Source organism: Pseudomonas sp. AC016, assembly GCF_979253365.1.
Window position 1 is genome coordinate 2,561,955 of sequence record NZ_CEEDCC010000001.1, and the last position, 23,046, is coordinate 2,585,000.

The 23,046-nt window shown below is 55.3% G+C and carries 17 protein-coding genes, 4 tRNA genes and 2 rRNA genes (1 of these 23 cut by a window edge); all 23 read right to left on the reverse strand.

Annotated elements, in window-relative coordinates:
• Positions 1–8: 8 nt before the first annotated feature.
• On the reverse strand, positions 9–644 hold the full coding sequence (gene rplC, locus AC0IXS_RS11530; protein ID WP_024687032.1) for a 50S ribosomal protein L3: 636 nt from the start codon (positions 642–644) through the stop codon (positions 9–11).
• An 81-nt stretch (positions 645–725) separates the two neighbouring features.
• Positions 726–1,037, reverse strand: coding sequence for a 30S ribosomal protein S10 (rpsJ, locus tag AC0IXS_RS11535; protein ID WP_003186070.1), 312 nt, complete (start codon positions 1,035–1,037; stop codon positions 726–728).
• Positions 1,038–1,178: 141 nt separating this feature from the next.
• On the reverse strand, positions 1,179–2,372 hold the full coding sequence (tuf, locus tag AC0IXS_RS11540) for an elongation factor Tu (protein ID WP_025995600.1): 1,194 nt from the start codon (positions 2,370–2,372) through the stop codon (positions 1,179–1,181).
• Positions 2,373–2,403: 31 nt separating this feature from the next.
• Positions 2,404–4,509: an elongation factor G gene (fusA, locus tag AC0IXS_RS11545; protein ID WP_004883662.1), complete on the reverse strand. Its 2,106-nt coding sequence runs from the start codon at positions 4,507–4,509 to the stop codon at positions 2,404–2,406.
• Between the two features lie 30 nt (positions 4,510–4,539).
• A complete protein-coding gene (rpsG, locus tag AC0IXS_RS11550; RefSeq protein WP_002555493.1) occupies positions 4,540–5,010 on the reverse strand; it encodes a 30S ribosomal protein S7 in 471 nt (156 codons plus the stop codon).
• A 122-nt stretch (positions 5,011–5,132) separates the two neighbouring features.
• Complete coding sequence (rpsL, locus tag AC0IXS_RS11555) at positions 5,133–5,504, reverse strand: 30S ribosomal protein S12 (RefSeq protein ID WP_002555494.1); 372 nt, start codon at positions 5,502–5,504, stop codon at positions 5,133–5,135.
• A gap of 194 nt (positions 5,505–5,698) precedes the next feature.
• On the reverse strand, positions 5,699–9,898 hold the full coding sequence (gene rpoC / locus AC0IXS_RS11560; RefSeq protein WP_004883660.1) for a DNA-directed RNA polymerase subunit beta': 4,200 nt from the start codon (positions 9,896–9,898) through the stop codon (positions 5,699–5,701).
• Between the two features lie 64 nt (positions 9,899–9,962).
• Positions 9,963–14,036, reverse strand: a complete 4,074-nt coding sequence (rpoB, locus tag AC0IXS_RS11565; protein ID WP_029241916.1) for a DNA-directed RNA polymerase subunit beta — start codon at positions 14,034–14,036, stop codon at positions 9,963–9,965.
• 220 nt (positions 14,037–14,256) lie between these two features.
• Complete coding sequence (gene rplL, locus AC0IXS_RS11570; RefSeq protein WP_004883656.1) at positions 14,257–14,622, reverse strand: 50S ribosomal protein L7/L12; 366 nt, start codon at positions 14,620–14,622, stop codon at positions 14,257–14,259.
• A 74-nt stretch (positions 14,623–14,696) separates the two neighbouring features.
• Positions 14,697–15,197, reverse strand: coding sequence for a 50S ribosomal protein L10 (gene rplJ / locus AC0IXS_RS11575; RefSeq protein WP_004883655.1), 501 nt, complete (start codon positions 15,195–15,197; stop codon positions 14,697–14,699).
• 198 nt (positions 15,198–15,395) lie between these two features.
• A complete protein-coding gene (gene rplA / locus AC0IXS_RS11580; RefSeq protein WP_004883652.1) occupies positions 15,396–16,091 on the reverse strand; it encodes a 50S ribosomal protein L1 in 696 nt (231 codons plus the stop codon).
• The gene (gene rplK / locus AC0IXS_RS11585) at positions 16,091–16,522 is read right to left on the reverse strand and encodes a 50S ribosomal protein L11 (protein ID WP_004883650.1); all 432 of its coding nucleotides are present in this window, start codon (positions 16,520–16,522) and stop codon (positions 16,091–16,093) included. Before rplK ends, rplA begins: the two co-directional genes overlap by 1 nt.
• Positions 16,523–16,640: 118 nt before the next feature.
• The gene (gene nusG, locus AC0IXS_RS11590; RefSeq protein WP_003317113.1) at positions 16,641–17,174 is read right to left on the reverse strand and encodes a transcription termination/antitermination protein NusG; all 534 of its coding nucleotides are present in this window, start codon (positions 17,172–17,174) and stop codon (positions 16,641–16,643) included.
• A gap of 9 nt (positions 17,175–17,183) precedes the next feature.
• Positions 17,184–17,552: a preprotein translocase subunit SecE gene (gene secE, locus AC0IXS_RS11595; protein ID WP_004883646.1), complete on the reverse strand. Its 369-nt coding sequence runs from the start codon at positions 17,550–17,552 to the stop codon at positions 17,184–17,186.
• 46 nt (positions 17,553–17,598) lie between these two features.
• Positions 17,599–17,674: transfer RNA gene (locus AC0IXS_RS11600), tRNA-Trp, on the reverse strand.
• Between the two features lie 164 nt (positions 17,675–17,838).
• Positions 17,839–17,914 (reverse strand) — tRNA-Thr (locus AC0IXS_RS11605).
• A gap of 26 nt (positions 17,915–17,940) precedes the next feature.
• A tRNA-Gly gene (locus tag AC0IXS_RS11610) sits at positions 17,941–18,014 on the reverse strand.
• A gap of 24 nt (positions 18,015–18,038) precedes the next feature.
• Positions 18,039–18,123, reverse strand: a tRNA-Tyr gene (locus tag AC0IXS_RS11615).
• 142 nt (positions 18,124–18,265) lie between these two features.
• Positions 18,266–18,694, reverse strand: a complete 429-nt coding sequence (locus tag AC0IXS_RS11620; RefSeq protein ID WP_122668891.1) for a hypothetical protein — start codon at positions 18,692–18,694, stop codon at positions 18,266–18,268.
• Between the two features lie 7 nt (positions 18,695–18,701).
• Positions 18,702–19,451, reverse strand: coding sequence for a pantothenate kinase (locus AC0IXS_RS11625; protein WP_057410829.1), 750 nt, complete (start codon positions 19,449–19,451; stop codon positions 18,702–18,704).
• Positions 19,441–20,400, reverse strand: a complete 960-nt coding sequence (gene birA / locus AC0IXS_RS11630; RefSeq protein WP_137202883.1) for a bifunctional biotin--[acetyl-CoA-carboxylase] ligase/biotin operon repressor BirA — start codon at positions 20,398–20,400, stop codon at positions 19,441–19,443. Before birA ends, AC0IXS_RS11625 begins: the two co-directional genes overlap by 11 nt.
• Before the next feature lie 136 nt (positions 20,401–20,536).
• Positions 20,537–20,652: ribosomal RNA gene (gene rrf, locus AC0IXS_RS11635) — 5S ribosomal RNA — on the reverse strand.
• A 151-nt stretch (positions 20,653–20,803) separates the two neighbouring features.
• Positions 20,804–23,046 (reverse strand): 23S ribosomal RNA (locus tag AC0IXS_RS11640) (it continues 650 nt past the right edge of the window).

Here is a 23,046-nt window from a genome sequence, read left to right on the forward strand (position 1 = left end):
GCTTCCCCTTAACCGCGAGCCTTGGCTGCCGGACGTACAACCAGGTTGCCGCCAGTAGCGCCAGGAACAGCACCCTTGACCAACAACAGATTGCGTTCAGCGTCCACGCGCACTACTTCCAGGGACTGCACGGTCACGCGCTCAGCGCCCATATGACCGGACATTTTTTTGCCCTTGAATACACGACCAGGAGTCTGGCACTGGCCGATAGAGCCCGGGACGCGGTGGGAGACGGAGTTACCGTGGGTGTTATCCTGACCACGGAAATTCCAGCGCTTGATCGTACCCTGGAAGCCTTTACCTTTGGACTGACCGGTTACATCAACCAGTTGACCTGCAGCGAAGATTTCAGCGTTGATCAGATCGCCAGCCTGGTAGTCGCCTTCTTCAAGACGGAATTCCATGATGGTACGACCGGCAGCTACGTTCGCCTTGGCGAAGTGGCCAGCCTGAGCGGCTGTAACACGCGAAGCGCGACGCTCGCCGACAGTGACTTGCACTGCACGATAGCCATCGGTTTCTTCGGTTTTGAACTGAGTGACGCGATTCGGCTCGATCTCAATGACCGTGACCGGAATGGAGACACCTTCTTCGGTGAAAATACGGGTCATACCGCATTTACGACCGACTACACCAATAGTCATGTTGTAAACCTCATGAGTGTACGGGGCTTTCACCCGCTATGGCCGCCCATTTCAGAGCGTTACACGACTAAGACCCAAGTCTTAGCCGAGGCTGATCTGAACTTCCACACCGGCCGCAAGATCGAGCTTCATAAGAGCGTCAACGGTTTTATCCGTTGGCTGGACGATGTCCAGAACGCGCTTGTGAGTACGGATCTCATACTGGTCGCGCGCGTCTTTGTTGACGTGCGGAGAAACCAGAACGGTGAACCGCTCTTTACGAGTCGGCAGTGGAATCGGACCACGCACCTGTGCACCAGTACGTTTCGCGGTTTCCACGATTTCCTGGGTTGATTGGTCGATCAGGCGATGGTCAAAAGCCTTCAACCTGATACGGATTTGCTGGTTTTGCATTGGATTCAGACTCCAGATTGCTGTTCCCACCGAGCGCAATACGCCCGTTAAAAGGAGGCGCAATTCTATAGACGAGCAGACAGGGTGTCAACCCAATAAAAAAGCCCCCGCAAGGCGGGGGCTCTTTCAAGACATCAACGCTTAGGCGATGATTTTGGCTACGACGCCAGCGCCGACGGTACGACCGCCTTCACGGATAGCGAAACGCAGACCGTCTTCCATTGCGATAGGCTTGATCAGGGTAACGGAAACTTTAACGTTATCACCTGGCATAACCATTTCGGTGCCTTCCGGCAGTTCGCAGCTACCAGTTACGTCGGTAGTACGGAAGTAGAACTGTGGACGATAGCCTTTGAAGAACGGAGTGTGACGACCGCCTTCTTCCTTGCTCAGAACGTAGATTTCAGCTTCGAACTGAGTGTGCGGCTTGACGGTGCCTGGCTTGACCAGAACCTGGCCACGCTCAACGTCGTCACGCTTGGTGCCACGCAGCAGAACGCCGCAGTTCTCACCAGCACGACCTTCGTCCAGCAGCTTGCGGAACATCTCGACGCCAGTGCAAGTAGTCTTGGTAGTGTCACGCAGACCTACGATTTCTACTTCTTCCTGGATCTTGATGATGCCACGCTCAACACGACCGGTTACAACAGTACCGCGACCGGAGATGGAGAAAACGTCTTCGATTGGCATCAGGAACGGCTTGTCGATAGCACGAACTGGTTCTGGGATGTAGCTGTCCAGAGTTTCAACCAGTTTCTTGACAGCAGTAGTGCCCATCTCGTTGTCGTCTTGGCCGTTCAGAGCCATCAGAGCCGAACCGATGATGATCGGAGTGTCGTCACCTGGGAAGTCGTAAGTGCTGAGCAGGTCACGCACTTCCATTTCAACCAGTTCCAGCAGCTCAGCGTCGTCAACCATGTCAGCCTTGTTCAGGAAGACAACGATGTACGGAACGCCAACCTGACGGGACAGCAGGATGTGCTCGCGAGTCTGAGGCATCGGGCCGTCAGCAGCGGAGCAAACCAGGATAGCGCCGTCCATCTGCGCAGCACCGGTGATCATGTTTTTTACGTAGTCGGCGTGACCTGGGCAGTCAACGTGCGCGTAGTGGCGAACGGCCGAATCGTATTCAACGTGAGCGGTGTTGATGGTGATACCACGAGCCTTCTCTTCCGGGGCGCTGTCGATCTTGTCGAAGTCAACCTTGGCGGAACCGAAAACTTCGGAGCAAACACGAGTCAGAGCTGCGGTCAGCGTGGTTTTACCATGGTCAACGTGACCGATGGTGCCAACGTTGACGTGCGGTTTGTTACGTTCAAATTTTTCTTTAGCCACGACAAATAACTCCTAGCCTAAAGGCGCTGAATCAGCCTTGTTTTTTGGTTACAGTTTCGACGATGTGCGACGGCGCTGTATTGTATTTTTTGAATTCCATAGAGTAGCTTGCGCGACCCTGAGACATGGAGCGAACGTCGGTCGCATAACCGAACATCTCACCCAACGGAACCTCGGCGCGGATAACCTTGCCGGAAACCGTATCTTCCATACCCAGAATCATGCCGCGACGACGGTTAAGGTCGCCCATCACGTCACCCATATAGTCTTCAGGCGTAACAACCTCTACCGCCATGATCGGCTCAAGCAACTCACCACCGCCCTTCTGGGCCAGTTGCTTGGTCGCCATGGAAGCAGCCACCTTAAACGCCATCTCGTTCGAGTCGACGTCGTGGTAAGAACCATCAAACACGGTAGCCTTCAGGCCGATCAGCGGATAGCCGGCAACAACGCCGTTCTTCATCTGCTCTTCGATACCCTTCTGGATAGCCGGGATGTATTCCTTAGGAACAACACCACCCACCACTTCGTTCACGAATTGCAGACCTTCCTGACCTTCGTCAGCAGGCGCAAAACGGATCCAGCAGTGACCGAACTGGCCACGACCGCCGGATTGACGAACGAACTTGCCTTCGATTTCGCAGTTCTTCGTGATGCGCTCACGATAGGAAACCTGAGGCTTGCCGATGTTGGCTTCGACGTTGAACTCACGGCGCATCCGGTCAACCAGGATGTCCAGGTGCAACTCGCCCATGCCAGAGATGATCGTTTGACCAGTCTCTTCATCAGTTTTTACGCGGAAAGACGGGTCTTCCTGAGCAAGTTTGCCCAGTGCGATACCCATTTTTTCCTGGTCATCCTTGGTCTTTGGCTCAACGGCAACCGAAATAACCGGCTCCGGGAAGTCCATGCGAACCAGGATGATTGGCTTGTCAGCGTTGCACAAGGTTTCACCAGTGGTGACGTCCTTCATGCCGATCAGGGCCGCGATGTCGCCAGCGCGTACTTCCTTGATCTCTTCGCGGGCGTTTGCGTGCATCTGCACCATACGACCCACGCGCTCTTTCTTGCCCTTGACCGAGTTGATCACGCCGTCGCCGGATGCCAACACGCCCGAATAAACGCGGACGAAGGTCAGGGTGCCCACGAATGGGTCGGTAGCGATCTTGAACGCCAGAGCCGAGAACGGCTCGTCGTCGTCTGCATGACGCTCCATTTGAATTTCCTCGTTATCAGGATCGGAACCCTTGATAGCAGGAATATCGATTGGAGCTGGCAGGTAGTCGATCACGGCGTCGAGAACCAGGGGAACGCCCTTGTTCTTGAACGAAGAACCGCAAACAGCCAGAACGATCTCGCCAGCAATGGTGCGCTGACGCAGAGCGGCCTTGATTTCCGCGTTGGTGAGCTCTTCACCTTCGAGGTACTTGTTCATCAGTTCTTCATTGGCTTCGGCCGCAGCCTCGACCATGTTGCTGCGCCACTCGTCAGCCAGCTCCTGAAGCTCTTCAGGGATCGGCTTGCGAACAGGAACCATACCCTTGTCGGAATCGTTCCAGTAAACAGCTTCCATGGACATCAGATCGATCTGACCCTGGAAGTTGTCTTCGGAACCGATAGCCAACTGGATCGGCACTGGAGTGTGGCCCAGGCGCTGCTTGATCTGAGCGATAACGCGCAGGAAGTTAGCACCGGCACGGTCCATCTTGTTCACGTAAACGATACGTGGAACACCGTACTTGTTGGCTTGACGCCATACGGTTTCGGACTGCGGCTCTACGCCGGAAGTACCACAGAACACCACGACCGCGCCGTCGAGTACACGCAGGGAACGCTCAACTTCAATGGTGAAGTCAACGTGGCCCGGGGTATCGATGACGTTGAAGCGATACTGGTCCTTGTGCTGCTTTTCCGAACCCTGCCAGAAGGCAGTGATGGCAGCAGAAGTAATGGTAATACCACGCTCCTGCTCTTGAACCATCCAGTCCGTGGTCGCGGCGCCGTCATGCACCTCGCCCATCTTGTGACTTTTGCCGGTGTAAAAAAGGACGCGCTCGGTGGTGGTGGTTTTACCAGCATCCACGTGAGCGACGATACCAATGTTACGGTAACGGCCAATCGGTGTAGTACGAGCCATAAAGCCCTCGCAAAATTAGTGACGCTGAAATTAGAAGCGGTAGTGCGAGAAAGCCTTGTTGGCCTCAGCCATACGGTGCACATCTTCACGCTTCTTGACCGCAGCACCTTTACCTTCGGCGGCGTCCAACAGTTCGCCAGCCAAACGCAGAGCCATAGACTTCTCGCCGCGCTTGCGCGCGAAGTCTACCAGCCAACGCATTGCCAGAGCATTACGACGGGACGGACGAACTTCGACAGGAACCTGGTAAGTAGCACCGCCTACACGGCGCGACTTTACTTCGACCAGCGGAGCGATGGCGTCGAGAGCTTTCTCGAAGATTTCCAGGGGATCGCTGTTCTTACGCTCTTTAACCTTCTCCAGCGCGCCATAAACGATACGCTCGGCAACGGCTTTCTTGCCGCTTTCCATCACGTGGTTCATGAACTTCGCCAGAATCTGGCTTCCGTATTTTGGATCGTCAAGCACTTCGCGCTTGGCTGCTACGCGTCTTCTTGGCATGGATAAGCCCTCAAACGGTCTTCAGGTTAGCTCGGGACCACCATCCTGAACAGGATGCGCCCGACCTTACTCTTATCGACTCAGAAAAATAGAAATCTGCAATTTTAATCAGAAACCAAATACTACTTAGGCTTCTTGGTACCGTATTTCGAGCGACCCTGGTTACGGCCTTTAACGCCGGAGGTATCCAGAGAACCACGAACGGTGTGATAACGAACACCTGGCAAGTCTTTTACACGACCGCCACGGATCAGTACCACGCTGTGCTCTTGCAGGTTGTGACCTTCACCACCGATGTACGAGGAAACCTCGAAACCGTTGGTCAGGCGCACACGGCAGACTTTACGCAATGCCGAGTTAGGTTTTTTCGGCGTGGTGGTATACACACGAGTGCACACACCGCGACGCTGCGGGCAGTTCTGCAGCGCAGGCACGTCGGATTTCTCGACGATACGCTTACGCGGCTGACGTACCAGCTGGTTGATAGTTGCCATCTACTAGCTCCACTGTTGTCTTGCGACGCTATTGTCTTACAAGAAAAGCAAATGACAGGGCACAAGCCCCGCCAAATTTAGGGGTACAAGAGTCTAAAGAGGATCCTGTCCCCAGTCAAGACAAAGCCCCGACGTCCACATCAGGCGAACAGCACGAATGCTGTGCGACTGATGCGAGTGCCGAGGCTTTAGTCTCAGTTACCGCTGGAGTTCAACGCTTCAGTCAGAGCGGCTTCTACCTCGCTCGCACTGACACGCATCGGTTTGTCCATTTCACGGCGACGCTTGCGCTCGCTGTGATAAGCCAGACCGGTACCGGCCGGGATCAGACGACCCACGACCACGTTCTCCTTCAGGCCGCGCAGGTAATCGCGCTTGCCAGTCACAGCTGCTTCGGTCAGTACGCGGGTTGTCTCCTGGAAGGAGGCCGCGGAAATGAACGACTCAGTGGACAGCGATGCCTTGGTGATACCCAGCAGAACGCGTGTGAACTTGGAGACAAACTTGTCTTCCGTGCTCAGACGCTCGTTCTCTACCAGTACGTGAGTCAACTCCATCTGGTCACCCTTGATGAAGCTGGAATCGCCAGACTCGGCAATCTCAACCTTACGCAGCATCTGACGCAGGATGGTCTCGATGTGCTTGTCGTTGATCTTCACGCCCTGCAGACGGTAAACGTCCTGGATCTCGTTGACGATGTACTTGGCCAGCGCACTCACACCCAACAGACGCAGGATGTCGTGTGGATCGCTCGGACCGTCGGAGATAACTTCGCCGCGGTTCACTTGTTCGCCTTCGAAGACGTTCAGGTGACGCCACTTCGGAATCAGCTCCTCGTACGGATCGCTACCGTCGTTCGGGGTAATGACCAGACGGCGCTTGCCTTTGGTCTCTTTACCGAATGCGATGGTCCCGCTGACTTCTGCAAGGATCGACGCCTCTTTCGGACGACGGGCTTCGAACAGGTCGGCAACACGCGGCAGACCACCGGTGATGTCACGGGTCTTCGAAGTTTCCTGCGGAATACGAGCGATAACATCACCGATCGCGATCTGCGCACCGTCCGCAACACCAACAAGGGCGTTTGCAGGCAGGAAGTACTGAGCAGGTACGTCAGTGCCCGGCAGCAACAGATCCTTGCCATCCAGACCCACCATCTTCACGGCCGGACGGATGTCCTTGCCGGCAGCTGGACGGTCTTTGGCATCGAGCACTTCAATGTTGGTCATACCGGTCAATTCGTCGGTCTGACGCTTGATCGTGATGCCTTCTTCCATGCCGACGTAGGTAACAGTACCTTTCATCTCGGTGACGATTGGGTGAGTGTGCGGATCCCACTTGGCCACGATAGAGCCAGCGTCGACCTTGTCACCTTCCTTCACCGAAATCACTGCACCGTATGGCAGCTTGTAACGCTCACGCTCACGACCGAAGTCATCTGCGATTGCCAGCTCACCGGAGCGGGATACCGCAACCAGGCAACCGTCAACACGCTCAACGTGCTTCAGGTTGTGAAGACGAACAGTACCGCCATTCTTCACCTGAACGCTGTCAGCTGCGGAGGTCCGGCTTGCCGCACCACCGATGTGGAACGTACGCATTGTCAGCTGGGTACCCGGCTCACCGATGGACTGTGCAGCGATAACGCCGACAGCTTCACCAATGTTGACCTGATGCCCGCGAGCCAGGTCGCGGCCGTAGCACTTGGCGCAGATGCCGTAGCGGGTTTCACAGCTGATCGGCGAGCGAACGATCACTTCGTCGATGCTGTTCAGTTCGATGAACTCGACCCACTTCTCGTCTACCAGCGTACCGGCAGGCACGATCACTTCTTCAGTGCCTGGCTTGAATACGTCACGGGCGATAACTCGACCCAGTACGCGCTCACCCAGAGGCTCGACAACGTCACCGCCTTCAATGTGCGGAGTCATCAGCAAGCCGTGTTCGGTGCCGCAATCGACTTCGGTAACGACCAGATCCTGCGCGACGTCTACCAGACGACGAGTCAGATAACCGGAGTTAGCGGTCTTCAGTGCGGTATCCGCAAGACCCTTACGAGCACCGTGAGTCGAGATGAAGTACTGAAGTACGCTCAAACCTTCACGGAAGTTCGCTGTGATCGGCGTTTCGATGATGGAGCCGTCCGGCTTGGCCATCAGACCACGCATACCGGCCAGCTGACGGATCTGGGCAGCAGAACCACGCGCGCCCGAGTCAGCCATCATGTACATCGAGTTGAAGGATTCCTGGTCGACTTCGACACCATGACGGTCGATCACCCGCTCTTTCGAGAGGTTCGACATCATTGCCTTGGATACTTCGTCGTTCGCCTTGGACCAGAGGTCGATCACCTTGTTGTACTTCTCGCCCTGAGTAACCAGGCCCGAGGCGTACTGACTTTCGATTTCTTTAACTTCTTCGGTGGCCGCGTCAATGATGCGAGCCTTCTCGTCCGGGATAACGAAGTCGTTAACGCCGATCGAAACACCAGAGATAGTCGAGTAGGCAAAACCGGTGTACATCAACTGGTCAGCGAAAATGACGGTCTCTTTCAGACCAACCACGCGGTAGCACTGGTTGATCAGCTTGGAGATCGCCTTCTTCTTCATAGGCTGGTTGACGACGTCGTAGGACAGGCCGGCCGGAACCACCTGGAACAACAGCGCACGGCCGACAGTGGTGTCGACGATACGGGTGTTCTTGACGCTGCCACCATCACGATCATTGACCGTTTCGTGGATGCGGACCTTGACCTTTGCGTGCAGCGCTGCTTCGCCGGCGCGGAATACGCGGTCGACTTCCTGCAGGTCTGCAAACACACGGCCTTCGCCCTTGGCGTTGATCGCTTCGCGGGTCATGTAGTACAGACCCAGTACAACGTCCTGCGACGGAACGATGATTGGCTCACCGTTGGCTGGCGACAGGATGTTGTTGGTCGACATCATGAGCGCACGCGCTTCGAGCTGGGCTTCCAGCGTCAAAGGAACGTGAACGGCCATCTGGTCGCCGTCGAAGTCGGCGTTGTACGCAGCACAGACCAGAGGGTGCAGCTGGATAGCCTTACCTTCGATCAGTACCGGTTCAAATGCCTGGATACCCAGACGGTGAAGCGTTGGCGCACGGTTCAGAAGCACTGGGTGTTCGCGAATCACTTCAGCGAGAACGTCCCACACTTCCGGCAGCTCGCGCTCGACCATCTTCTTGGCAGCTTTGATCGTCGTGGCCAGGCCACGCATTTCCAGCTTGCCGAAAATGAACGGCTTGAACAGCTCGAGAGCCATTTTCTTAGGCAGACCGCACTGATGCAGACGCAGGGTCGGACCTACGGTAATTACCGAACGACCGGAGTAGTCAACGCGCTTACCGAGCAGGTTCTGACGGAAACGACCTTGCTTACCCTTGATCATGTCAGCCAGGGATTTCAGAGGACGCTTGTTGGAACCGGTGATTGCGCGACCGCGACGACCGTTGTCCAGCAGGGCATCGACCGCTTCCTGCAGCATGCGCTTTTCGTTGCGCACGATGATGTCAGGAGCGGACAGATCCAGCAGACGCTTCAAACGGTTGTTACGGTTGATCACTCGACGATACAGATCGTTGAGGTCGGACGTCGCGAAACGGCCACCGTCCAATGGAACCAGAGGACGCAGATCTGGCGGCAGAACCGGCAGAACGGTCAGCACCATCCACTCAGGGAGGTTGCCGGAACCCTGGAAGGCTTCCATCAGCTTCAGACGCTTGGACAGCTTCTTGATCTTGGTCTCGGAATTGGTTTGCGGAATCTCTTCACGCAGACGGCCAATTTCGTGCTCCAGATCGATAGCGTGCAGGAGTTCACGGACAGCTTCGGCACCCATGCGGGCGTCGAAGTCGTCACCGAACTCTTCCAGCGCTTCGAAGTACTGCTCGTCGTTCAGCAGCTGACCCTTTTCGAGGGTGGTCATGCCTGGATCGATAACGACATAGCTCTCGAAGTAGAGAACGCGCTCGATATCACGCAGGGTCATGTCCATCAGCAGGCCGATACGGGACGGCAGGGACTTCAGGAACCAGATGTGAGCGACTGGCGAAGCCAGTTCGATGTGAGCCATGCGCTCGCGACGAACCTTGGCCAGAGCCACTTCCACACCGCATTTTTCGCAGATGACACCGCGGTGCTTCAGGCGCTTGTACTTACCGCACAAGCACTCGTAATCTTTTACCGGGCCAAAGATCTTGGCGCAGAACAGACCGTCACGCTCAGGCTTGAACGTACGGTAGTTGATGGTTTCCGGCTTTTTAACTTCACCGAACGACCACGAGCGGATCATCTCAGGCGACGCGAGGCCGATGCGGATAGCATCGAACTCTTCGACTTGACCCTGGTTTTTCAGCAAATTCAGTAGGTCTTTCAAGGCCTTTCCTCCTGGCGGAGCAGGGAGCAGGGATTTACGCCCTGCTCCCGATTCACGTCACGTGTTATTCGGTTTCCAGATCGATATCGATACCGAGCGAACGGATTTCTTTGATCAACACGTTGAAAGACTCGGGCATGCCCGGCTCCATACGGTGATCGCCGTCCACGATGTTTTTGTACATCTTGGTACGACCGTTCACATCGTCCGACTTGACTGTGAGCATTTCCTGCAGAGTGTACGCCGCGCCGTATGCTTCCAGCGCCCACACTTCCATCTCCCCGAAACGCTGACCACCGAACTGTGCCTTACCACCCAGCGGCTGCTGGGTAACCAGGCTGTAAGAACCAGTGGAACGCGCGTGCATCTTGTCGTCCACCAAGTGGTTCAGCTTCAGCATGTACATGTAGCCAACTGTTACAGGACGCTCAAACTTGTTGCCTGTGCGACCGTCGAACAGTTGCATCTGGCCGCTCTCTGGCATGTCAGCCAGCTTGAGCATTGCCTTGATTTCGCTTTCCTTGGCGCCGTCGAACACCGGAGTGGCCATCGGAACACCGTTACGCAGGTTCTTCGCCAGATCCAGAACTTCCTGGTCGGTGAATTCGTCCAGGTTTTCCTGACGGCCACCGATCTCGTTGTAGATCTCGGTGAGGAACTTGCGCAGCTCAACCACTTTACGCTGCTCTTCGAGCATGCGGTTGATCTTCTCGCCCAGGCCCTTGGCCGCGAGGCCCAGGTGGGTTTCAAGGATCTGACCGACGTTCATACGCGAAGGTACGCCCAGCGGGTTGAGTACGATGTCCACCGGCGTACCGTTGGCATCGTGCGGCATGTCTTCAACCGGCATGATCACGGAGACCACACCCTTGTTACCGTGACGACCGGCCATCTTGTCGCCCGGCTGGATGCGACGACGGATTGCCAGGTAGACCTTGACGATCTTCAGTACGCCAGGTGCCAGGTCATCGCCCTGTTGCAGCTTGCGCTTCTTGTCTTCGAACTTGTCGTCCAGCAGACGGCGACGATCAACGATGTAGGCCTGAGCCTTTTCGAGCTGCTCGTTCAGAGCGTCTTCAGCCATGCGCAGCTTGAACCACTGACCATGCTCAAGACCGTCGAGGACTTCGTCGGTGATTTCCTGACCTTTCTTGAGGCCAGCACCGCCTTCTGCAACACGACCGACCAGCGCAGAGCGCAGACGTTCGAAAGTAGCGCCTTCAACGATGCGGAACTCTTCGTTCAGATCCTTGCGGATCTCGTCGAGTTGCGACTTCTCGATGGACAGTGCACGCGCGTCACGCTCGACACCATCACGGGTGAAGACCTGAACGTCGATGACAGTACCTTTGGTACCGGTCGGTACGCGCAGGGAAGTGTCTTTAACGTCGCTGGCTTTCTCACCGAAGATCGCACGCAGCAGTTTTTCTTCCGGAGTCAGCTGGGTCTCGCCTTTCGGAGTGACCTTGCCGACCAGGATGTCGCCGGCGCCGACTTCGGCACCTACGTAAACGATACCGGCTTCGTCCAGCTTGTTCAGCGCCGCTTCACCCACGTTCGGGATGTCGGCAGTGATTTCCTCTGGGCCAAGCTTGGTGTCACGGGCCACACAGGTCAGTTCCTGAATATGGATCGTGGTGAAGCGATCTTCCTGAACCACACGCTCGGACAGGCAGATGGAGTCTTCGAAGTTGAAACCGTTCCAGGCCATGAACGCGATGCGCATGTTCTGACCCAGTGCCAGCTCACCCATGTCGGTGGACGGACCATCGGCCATGATGTCGCTGCGCTGAACGCGATCACCCTTGCTCACCAGCGGACGCTGGTTGATGCAGGTGTTCTGGTTGGAACGGGTGTATTTGGTCAGGTTGTAGATGTCTACACCGGCCTCACCTGTCTCAACTTCGTCGTCAGCAACACGAACCACGATACGGCTGGCGTCAACCGAGTCGATCACACCGCCACGACGAGCCACGACGCAAACGCCGGAGTCACGCGCAACGTTGCGCTCCATGCCGGTACCGACCAGCGGCTTGTCAGCACGCAGGGTAGGTACAGCCTGACGCTGCATGTTGGAACCCATCAACGCACGGTTGGCGTCGTCGTGCTCAAGGAACGGGATCAGGGACGCTGCTACCGATACAACCTGCTTGGGCGAAACGTCCATCAGGGTAACGTCGGCAGGTGCCTTGACCGTAAATTCGTTGAGGTGACGTACCGCAACCAGCTCGTCGATCAGCTCTTGCTTGTCGTTCATTGCGGCCGAAGCCTGTGCAATGACGTGATCCGCTTCTTCGATTGCCGACAGGAAAACGATCTCGTCGGTAACCAGACCTTCTTTAACAACGCGGTACGGGCTCTCGAGGAAACCGTACTGGTTGGTGCGAGCGTAGGCTGCCAACGAGTTGATCAGACCGATGTTCGGACCTTCCGGCGTTTCAATCGGGCACACGCGGCCGTAGTGAGTCGGGTGAACGTCTCGAACTTCAAAGCCGGCGCGCTCACGAGTCAGACCGCCAGGGCCGAGTGCAGAGACACGACGCTTGTGGGTGATCTCGGACAGCGGGTTGTTCTGGTCCATGAACTGGGAAAGCTGGCTGGAACCGAAGAACTCTTTCACCGCTGCAGCGACTGGCTTGGCGTTGATCAGGTCCTGAGGCATCAGGCCTTCGCTCTCTGCCATCGACAGACGCTCTTTGACCGCGCGTTCTACACGCACCAGACCTACACGGAACTGGTTTTCGGCCATTTCACCAACGCAACGAACGCGACGGTTACCGAGGTGGTCGATGTCATCGACGATGCCTTTGCCGTTACGGATGTCAACGAGGGTCTTCAGGACCGCTACGATGTCTTCCTTGCACAGCACGCCCGAACCTTCGATCTCGGTGCGACCGATACGACGGTTGAACTTCATCCGGCCTACAGCCGACAGGTCGTAGCGCTCAGGGCTGAAGAACAGGTTGTTGAACAGAGTCTCGGCAGCATCCTTGGTCGGTGGCTCGCCAGGACGCATCATGCGATAGATCTCGACCAGCGCTTCCAGTTGGTTGCTGGTGGAATCGATCTTCAATGTGTCGGAGACGAACGGACCGCAGTCGATGTCGTTGGTGTACAACGTTTCGATGCGAACAACCTGAGCCTTGGCGATCTTGGCCAGGATTTCAGTGTTCAGCTCGGTGTTGCACTCGGCGATGATTTCGCCGGTAGCCGGATGCACGATGACCTTGGCTGTGGTGCGGCCCAGGACGTAGTCCAGCGGCACTTCGAGCTCCTTGATCCCGGCCTTTTCCAGCTGGTTGATGTGACGAGCAGTAATACGGCGACCTTGCTCGACAATGACCTTGCCTTTGTCGTCCAGGATATCAAGGACAGCAATCTCACCACGCAGGCGCTGAGGCACCAGCTCCAGGCTCAGGTTTTCACCGCGAACATGGAATACGTTGGTGGTATAGAAAGCATCGAGCACTTGCTCGGTGGTGTAACCCAATGCGCGCAGCAGCACGGACGCAGGCAGCTTGCGACGACGGTCGATACGGACGAATACGCAGTCTTTCGGATCGAACTCGAAGTCCAGCCACGAACCGCGGTAAGGAATGATACGAGCGGAGTACAGCAGCTTACCGGAGCTGTGCGTCTTGCCACGGTCGTGGTCGAAGAATACGCCAGGCGAACGGTGCAGCTGAGACACGATAACGCGCTCGGTACCGTTGATTACGAAGGTACCGTTTTCAGTCATCAGGGGGATTTCACCCATGTAGACTTCTTGCTCTTTGATGTCCTTGATCGCCTTGTTCGACGACTCTTTGTCGAAGATGATCAGACGAACCTTGACTCGCAGAGGTACAGCGTAAGTCACACCGCGCAGCACGCATTCCTTGACATCAAATGCCGGTTCGCCCAAGCGATAACCTACATACTCCAGCGCAGCATTGCCGGAGTAGCTGATGATCGGGAAAACGGATTTGAAGGCTGCATGCAGACCGACGTCGCGGAACTGATCTTTGGTCGCTCCCGCCTGCAGGAATTCGCGATACGAATCCAGCTGGATGGCCAAGAGATACGGCACATCCATTACGTCCGGCAACTTGCTAAAGTCCTTGCGGATACGTTTTTTCTCAGTATATGAGTAAGCCATCAGCGTTCCCCAGCTTGGTCACCTGCTTGTTTGGCTCCCTCCCGACGGAAGCAGCCAGAAAATCGTGCAAACCCCTCGGTTTGCGCCACCGTCATCGGTGGGTCTTGCACGCTACAGACATTGGCCACGCCAATCGTCTATAACGGAAAAAGGCCGGTGGCAAAAGCCACCAGCCATCAGCCTTTCGCTAGATGCGTGGGCTGGACACTCAAATCGATGCTTATTTCAGCTCGACTTTAGCGCCTGCTTCTTCCAGAGTAGCTTTGGCTTTGTCAGCTGCGTCTTTGGCAACAGCTTCCAGAACCATTGCTGGGGCGCCGTCAACGACTGCCTTGGCTTCTTTCAGGCCCAGACCGGTCAGTTCACGAACTGCCTTGATGACGTTAACTTTCTTCTCGCCAGCTTCCAGCAGCATGACGTTGAATTCAGTTTGCTCTTCAACAACAGCAGCAGCAACAGCTGGACCAGCCGAAGCAGCGGCAGCAGTAACGCCGAATTTTTCTTCGAAAGCTTTGATCAGCTCAACAACTTCCATTACGGACATGTTGCCAACGGCTTCGAGGATATCGTTTTGAGAGATAGACATGACTCTAATTCCTGATTTGGGGACGGCCTACGCGACCATCGAAAAAAACAAAAAACGCGAGAAGCGGCGAACCCTTAGGCTGCAGCTGCTTCTTTCTGGTCGCGAACAGCCGCCAGAGTACGAGCCAACTTGCTGGTAGCGCCTTGAATCACGCTCATCAGCTGAGAAATTGCTTCGTCACGGGTCGGCAGGGTTGCCAGTACATCGATCTGATTAGCTGCGAGGAACTTGCCCTCGAACGCAGCTGCCTTGATCTCGAACTTGTCCTGACCTTTTGCGAATTCCTTGAACAGACGAGCAGCAGCGCCCGGATGTTCGTTGGAGAATGCGATCAAGGTCGGGCCTGTGAACACGTCGTTGAGGACACTGAAATCAGTGTCGGCAACAGCGCGCTTGAGCAGGGTGTTACGTACAACACGTACGTAAACGCCAGCTTCACGAGCCTCTTTACGGAGTCCGGTCATAGCGCTAACTGTCACGCCGCGGGCATCAGCCACGACTGCGGACAGACCAGCTTTGGCAGCCTCGTTGACTTCAGCGACGATGGCCTTCTTGTCTTCGAGTTTAATTGCCACGGGTTTAACTCCTGCTTGTTACCGTTTCACCTGGCCGAAGCCTGATGTCGTTTTGGTGTCTGATTCGGTAAGGAACCGGGAGCACCATCTGCGTAGGCTTGAGTTTTAAGACTTGCGCCGCCTACGGTCTTGGATAGCCCCCGCCAGGCAGGGACCCCAATTTTTCGGCGGCACGTCGTCAGACGTGCCGCCTTTGTCTTACGCGTCCAGCGAGCCCTGATCGATCACCAGGCCTGGGCCCATAGTGGTGCTCAGAGTAACGCGCTTGACGTAGATACCTTTCGAGGAAGCAGGCTTGATGCGCTTGAGATCAGCGATCAGTGCTTCAACGTTTTCCTTCAGCTTGACGGCGTCGAAGCCGACCTTGCCAACGGAAGTGTGGATGATGCCGTTCTTGTCGGTGCGATAACGAACCTGACCAGCCTTGGCATTCTTGACGGCGTTAGCAACGTCAGGAGTAACAGTACCGACTTTCGGGTTAGGCATCAGGCCGCGAGGACCCAGAACCTGACCCAACTGACCTACAACACGCATTGCGTCCGGGGAAGCAATGACCACGTCGTAGTTCAGGTCGCCAGCTTTCATTTCGGCAGCCAGGTCGTCCATACCAACGCGATCAGCGCCGGCAGCCAGAGCGGCTTCAGCAGCAGGACCCTGGGTGAAAACTGCAACGCGTACAGTTTTGCCAGTGCCGTGCGGCAGAACGGTAGCGCTACGAACTACCTGGTCGGATTTACGAGGGTCAACGCCCAGGTTTACAGCGATGTCAACGGACTCGCTGAACTTGACAGTCGACAGCTCGGTCAGCAGAGCAGCTGCGTCTACAAAGTTGTAGGCCTTGCCAGCTTCGATCTTGCCAGCGATTGCCTTTTGACGCTTGGTCAGCTTAGCCATTACACACCCTCCACGTTAAGGCCCATGCTACGAGCGGAACCGGCGATGGTACGCACGGCCGCATCCATGTCAGCAGCAGTCAGATCCGCATTTTTTGCTTTTGCGATTTCTTCCAGCTGAGCACGGGTCACGGTGCCAACTTTAACGGTGTTCGGGCGAGCCGAGCCGCTGGTCAGACCTGCAGCTTTCTTCAGCAGAACCGACGCAGGGGTACTTTTTGTTTCGAAAGTGAAGCTACGGTCGCTGTATACAGTGATGATCACTGGAGTCGGCAGGCCTGGCTCAATACCCTGGGTACGGGCGTTGAACGCTTTGCAGAATTCCATGATATTCACACCGTGCTGACCCAGAGCCGGGCCTACTGGCGGGCTTGGGTTAGCCTGAGCGGCTTTCACTTGCAGCTTGATGTATGCACTAATCTTCTTGGCCATGAGGCACTCCAATTACGGGTACAAGCGCCAATAAAGGCTCCCCGGTTGCTTACGCGTATATCCCAGTGACGAAAAAACCCCACAGCCTTAGGCTGCGGGGTATGGGATTCCAGCTCAGTTATGCCTTTTCGACCTGACTGAACTCCAACTCTACCGGAGTAGAGCGTCCGAAAATGAGCACCGCCACCTGGATACGGCTCTTTTCGTAGTTGACTTCTTCGACCGTGCCGTTGAAATCGGCAAACGGACCGTCGGTAACGCGAACAACCTCGCCCGGCTCGAACAGAGTCTTCGGCTTTGGCTTGTCGCTACCGTCGGCGACACGACGCAGAATAGCTTCTGCCTCTTTGTCGGTGATCGGTGCAGGCTTATCAGCGGTACCGCCGATGAAGCCCATGACACGCGGGGTATCCTTGACCAAGTGCCAAGTACCCTCATTCATGTCCATCTGAACCAGCACGTAACCAGGGAAGAACTTGCGTTCGCTTTTGCGTTTCTGGCCATTACGCATTTCAACCACTTCTTCAGTGGGAACCAGAATTTCGCCGAAGCCATCTTCCATGCCTGCGAGCTTCACACGCTCGACCAACGAGCGCATGACATGCTTCTCGTAACCCGAGTAAGCATGCACTACGTACCAACGCTTAGCCACGGGACACCCTTAGCCAACAATCAAGGAAACAAGCCAGCCGAGCAGGGAATCAAGCCCCCACAACAGCAACGCCATAACCAGAACAACAGCCACAACAATCAGTGTGGTCTGCGTGGTTTCTTGGCGAGTAGGCCAAACGACTTTACGGATCTCGGCACGCGCCTCCTTCGCCAGAACGAAGAAAGACTTGCCCTTGCCAGTCTGCAGAGCGACAAACGCAGCTGCAGCAGCGATAACAAGGAGAGCGAGAACACGGTACAGGATCGGCTCAGCAGAATAGTACTGATTGCCGACGACACCCACGACGACCAAAACGACTACGAGGAGCCACTTCAGCATATCGAAGCGAGAGTCTGATGCTTCAGCCTTGGGATTCATCTACGGAGATCCTGTGAAAAGAAAGCCAGATTACATCTAGGGAATCTGGCAGGTCAGGAGGGAATCGAACCCCCAACCTACGGTTTTGGAGACCGTCGCTCTGCCAATTGAGCTACTGACCTAAAAGCAAAATCAGGCCGACCATTATGCGGACCTGACAACAGTATTTCAACACCTTATTCAAATCCCACCAACCAATGGCGCCGACTTGAACAGCTCCAGGCAAACCGCGCATTGCACATTTACCTAAAACAAAGGCAGATATTTTCATATCTGCCTTTAGCAATGGAGCTCTTGAGCGGATTCGAACCGCTGACCTCACCCTTACCAAGGGTGTGCTCTACCAACTGAGCTACAAGAGCAATACAATCTGCATAAGCTGCAAACATGGAGCGGGTAGCGGGAATCGAACCCGCATCATCAGCTTGGAAGGCTGAGGTTCTACCACTAAACTATACCCGCGCAATTTGCAGCTCGCGCTAAATCTGGTGGAGGGGGAAGGATTCGAACCTTCGAAGTCGTAGACGTCAGATTTACAGTCTGATCCCTTTGGCCGCTCGGGAACCCCTCCTGAGCAGGGCAGCATTCTCAACTCATGCCACCCTTCTGTCAACCTTTTTCTCAGTAAAAACCTGAGGTTACATGCGTTGACCATTTCCACTTCGTTCGCGAGACTTACACCTCACTGCGAAGCGGGCGCCATTCTATGCAAACTATTCTGCAGTTGCAATGCCTTCACATGACATTATTTTGTTTTTTAACTGAGGGAAGTCCTGAGTCAGCTGGCTGATGACTCCAGACTCGACAAGACGTCGACTTTCAGGCGTTATTTTAAGCCAGTAACCCGCACCGGCGCCGGGCTGCAGATCCTGGAATTGCGACTGGATATCCAGGCTATTGAGCCGCTGCTCCACCGCGCGAGCGTCTTCCTGGCGTGAGAAACCACCCAGATAAAGGCAGTTCGAATCGGCATCTCGAGGCAGGTGCGCAGGATCAGACTCACTGAGCAAGCGTATGTCCTGCTGTGCAGCGCGATGCAATGCCAGCGGAAGCACTTCCTTCGCCCGCAGAGGCGCCTCTTGCTGGTGCCAGATGTAGTAGAAGCCATTCAACATCAACAGAAGAAGAAACAACCAACGCATAGAAACCTCAGGGCAGCGGGCAAGCCAGGGCCAGACCGACAAAAACCAGATCAGGAACAATACGAGCGCCCGGGAGAACATCGGCGATCAGACTCGCATCACCGCCCGTGATGAATACGGCAAAATCATTCCCCCAATATCCTCGCGCGATCTCCAACTGCGTCATCGCAAAACCACGAATCATCAGAGAGCAACCACGCTCAACCGCCTCAGCAGTCGAACGACCGGGAACGAGGTCCGTAAGGGCTCGCTGCGCTGTTGCATCGTCATACCTTATACGACGCGTGTGGGTGCGCAGCTGATCACGCATCAGAGGCATGCCCGGGCATATGAAACCGCCCAGGTGCTTGCCATCAGAAGCCACGAAGTCAGAAGTGACAGCAGTACCGAGATCGATGACCAGACAAGCCTTTCGGACGCCATGGTAGGCACCGACAAAAGCCAGCCAGCGATCGAGCCCAAGTCGCTCGAATTCCTCGTAGCCGTTCACGACGCCTGCCAGCTCACGTGCCGGCAAAGCACAGACCGGACTGACAGTGAATTCACTGGCAAGCATCGACACCAGCGCTTGCGTCTCTGCAGCGTTGCGCACACTCACCAGACGACAATGACTCAACGCCAGGTCGGGCAGCTTCTGTAGATTGCCCAGCAAGGCACTGTCCGAATCGACGACGCCACCCGCCAGTACCGCAGCATCGCTTCGCGAGGTTACACGCCACTTGATGAAGCTGTTGCCACAGTCAAGTTCAAGAATCATCGCGCAACCTCAGGCTGAGCTCACCACCACTAAAGCTTTTTTCCACCCCATCCACTTCCAAACGCAACGCGCCGAGCGCATCGATACCCAAGACAATGCCGTTCACCGGCTCAACACCCGAGAGCAAAGTGACTGCCGAGCCCTGCCACAGGTGACCGCGCTCCCACTCATCACGAAATGCCTCGAATCCCTTTTGACGATGCTCAACCAGATACGACTCAATCTTTTGACTCATGCGAACAGCCAGCTCATTGCGATCCACAAGGGTACCGGTCTCGAGACGAATAGACGTCCAGGACTGATCAACCTCGGCGCAAAGCTGCATATTTACGTTGACCCCCACGCCTATGATCACGTGACAGACGTCAGCAGGGTCTCCGATCAACTCAAGCAGTATTCCGGCGATCTTCTTTCCACCTACGAGGACATCATTGGGCCATTTGAGGCCTGCACGCTCAACGCCCATGTCGCGAAGCACAGTCATGACGGCGAGACCTATGAGCAGGCTCAGCCCCTCCAACTGACGCATACCGCCGTCGATACGCAGCGCGAGGCTGTAGTACATGTTGGCCGCAAAAGGGCTCACCCATTTACGACCACGGCGCCCCCTGCCTGAAGTTTGTTGCTCAGCCAGAACGAGAGCAGGCATGCTGCAATCACGAGAGATAAGCCTTGCAGCTTCGGCATTGGTTGAGTCAACGGAGTCGAGCGTATGAAAAGACCAGCCATCCGGAAGACCGAGACGCGACAACGCGTCGCCATCCAGCAAAGACACAGGCGTGGATAGCTTATAACCCCGTCCACGCACCTTGTGAATTTCGATACCCAGATCCGTCTCGAGCAGTTGAAGCTGTTTCCAGACCGCGCTTCGGCTGATTCCGAGGGCATCTCCCAAGACCTGTCCTGAATGAAAGGCCCCATCAGCAATAAGCTTCAACAACGTCAACATGTAAGGATCGCCTTGCAATAAGGCACGCATGATAGCCACGCGGAAGCACCCTGCATAGAAACGAACGTTCGATTTTTGAAACGCAGAAAAGACAAAACCCCTCACCGCGTAAGCGATGAGGGGTTCTGGAATTTAATCTTGACGATGACCTACTCTCACATGGGGAAACCCCACACTACCATCGGCGATGCATCGTTTCACTGCTGAGTTCGGGATGGGATCAGGTGGTTCCAATGCTCTATGGTCGTCAAGAAATTCGGGTACCGAAGCGTGCCAGGCGGCGCGATTCAGCAAAATGGGTATGTGATAAAGGTGTTGTTTGTGACGCAAACTTTCGGTTCGTGTCGTCTTCACAGCCACCGCAATCTGTGCTCGTTCGAGTCGCAGATTGCTTGGGTGTTATATGGTCAAGCCTCACGGGCAATTAGTATTGGTTAGCTCAACGCCTCACAGCGCTTACACACCCAACCTATCAACGTCGTAGTCTTCGACGGCCCTTCAGGGAACTCAAGGTTCCAGTGAGATCTCATCTTGAGGCAAGTTTCCCGCTTAGATGCTTTCAGCGGTTATCTTTTCCGAACATAGCTACCCGGCAATGCCACTGGCGTGACAACCGGAACACCAGAGGTTCGTCCACTCCGGTCCTCTCGTACTAGGAGCAGCCCCTCTCAAATCTCAAACGTCCACGGCAGATAGGGACCGAACTGTCTCACGACGTTCTAAACCCAGCTCGCGTACCACTTTAAATGGCGAACAGCCATACCCTTGGGACCGGCTTCAGCCCCAGGATGTGATGAGCCGACATCGAGGTGCCAAACACCGCCGTCGATATGAACTCTTGGGCGGTATCAGCCTGTTATCCCCGGAGTACCTTTTATCCGTTGAGCGATGGCCCTTCCATACAGAACCACCGGATCACTAAGACCTACTTTCGTACCTGCTCGACGTGTCTGTCTCGCAGTCAAGCGCGCTTTTGCCTTTATACTCTACGACCGATTTCCGACCGGTCTGAGCGCACCTTCGTACTCCTCCGTTACTCTTTAGGAGGAGACCGCCCCAGTCAAACTACCCACCATACACTGTCCTCGATCCGGATAACGGACCTGAGTTAGAACCTCAAAGTTGCCAGGGTGGTATTTCAAGGTTGGCTCCACGCAGACTGGCGTCCACGCTTCAAAGCCTCCCACCTATCCTACACAAGCAAATTCAAAGTCCAGTGCAAAGCTATAGTAAAGGTTCACGGGGTCTTTCCGTCTAGCCGCGGATACACTGCATCTTCACAGCGATTTCAATTTCACTGAGTCTCGGGTGGAGACAGCGCCGCCATCGTTACGCCATTCGTGCAGGTCGGAACTTACCCGACAAGGAATTTCGCTACCTTAGGACCGTTATAGTTACGGCCGCCGTTTACCGGGGCTTCGATCAAGAGCTTCGCTTGCGCTAACCCCATCAATTAACCTTCCGGCACCGGGCAGGCGTCACACCCTATACGTCCACTTTCGTGTTTGCAGAGTGCTGTGTTTTTAATAAACAGTCGCAGCGGCCTGGTATCTTCGACCGGCGTGGGCTTACGCAGTAAATGCTTCACCCTCACCGGCGCACCTTCTCCCGAAGTTACGGTGCCATTTTGCCTAGTTCCTTCACCCGAGTTCTCTCAAGCGCCTTGGTATTCTCTACCCAACCACCTGTGTCGGTTTGGGGTACGGTTCCTGGTTACCTGAAGCTTAGAAGCTTTTCTTGGAAGCATGGCATCAACCACTTCGTGTTCCAAAGGAACACTCGTCATCAGCTCTCGGCCTTGAGACCCCGGATTTACCTAAGATCTCAGCCTACCACCTTAAACCTGGACAACCAACGCCAGGCTGGCCTAGCCTTCTCCGTCCCTCCATCGCAATAACCAGAAGTACAGGAATATTAACCTGTTTTCCATCGACTACGCTTTTCAGCCTCGCCTTAGGGACCGACTAACCCTGCGTCGATTAACGTTGCGCAGGAAACCTTGGTCTTTCGGCGTGGGTGTTTTTCACACCCATTGTCGTTACTCATGTCAGCATTCGCACTTCTGATACCTCCAGCAAGCTTCTCAACTCACCTTCACAGGCTTACAGAACGCTCCTCTACCGCATCACCAAAGGTGATACCCGTAGCTTCGGTGCATGGTTTGAGCCCCGTTACATCTTCCGCGCAGGCCGACTCGACTAGTGAGCTATTACGCTTTCTTTAAAGGGTGGCTGCTTCTAAGCCAACCTCCTAGCTGTCTAAGCCTTCCCACATCGTTTCCCACTTAACCATGACTTTGGGACCTTAGCTGACGGTCTGGGTTGTTTCCCTTTTCACGACGGACGTTAGCACCCGCCGTGTGTCTCCCATGCTCGGCACTTGTAGGTATTCGGAGTTTGCATCGGTTTGGTAAGTCGGGATGACCCCCTAGCCGAAACAGTGCTCTACCCCCTACAGTGATACATGAGGCGCTACCTAAATAGCTTTCGAGGAGAACCAGCTATCTCCGAGCTTGATTAGCCTTTCACTCCGATCCACAGGTCATCCGCTAACTTTTCAACGGTAGTCGGTTCGGTCCTCCAGTCAGTGTTACCTAACCTTCAACCTGCCCATGGATAGATCGCCCGGTTTCGGGTCTATTCCCAG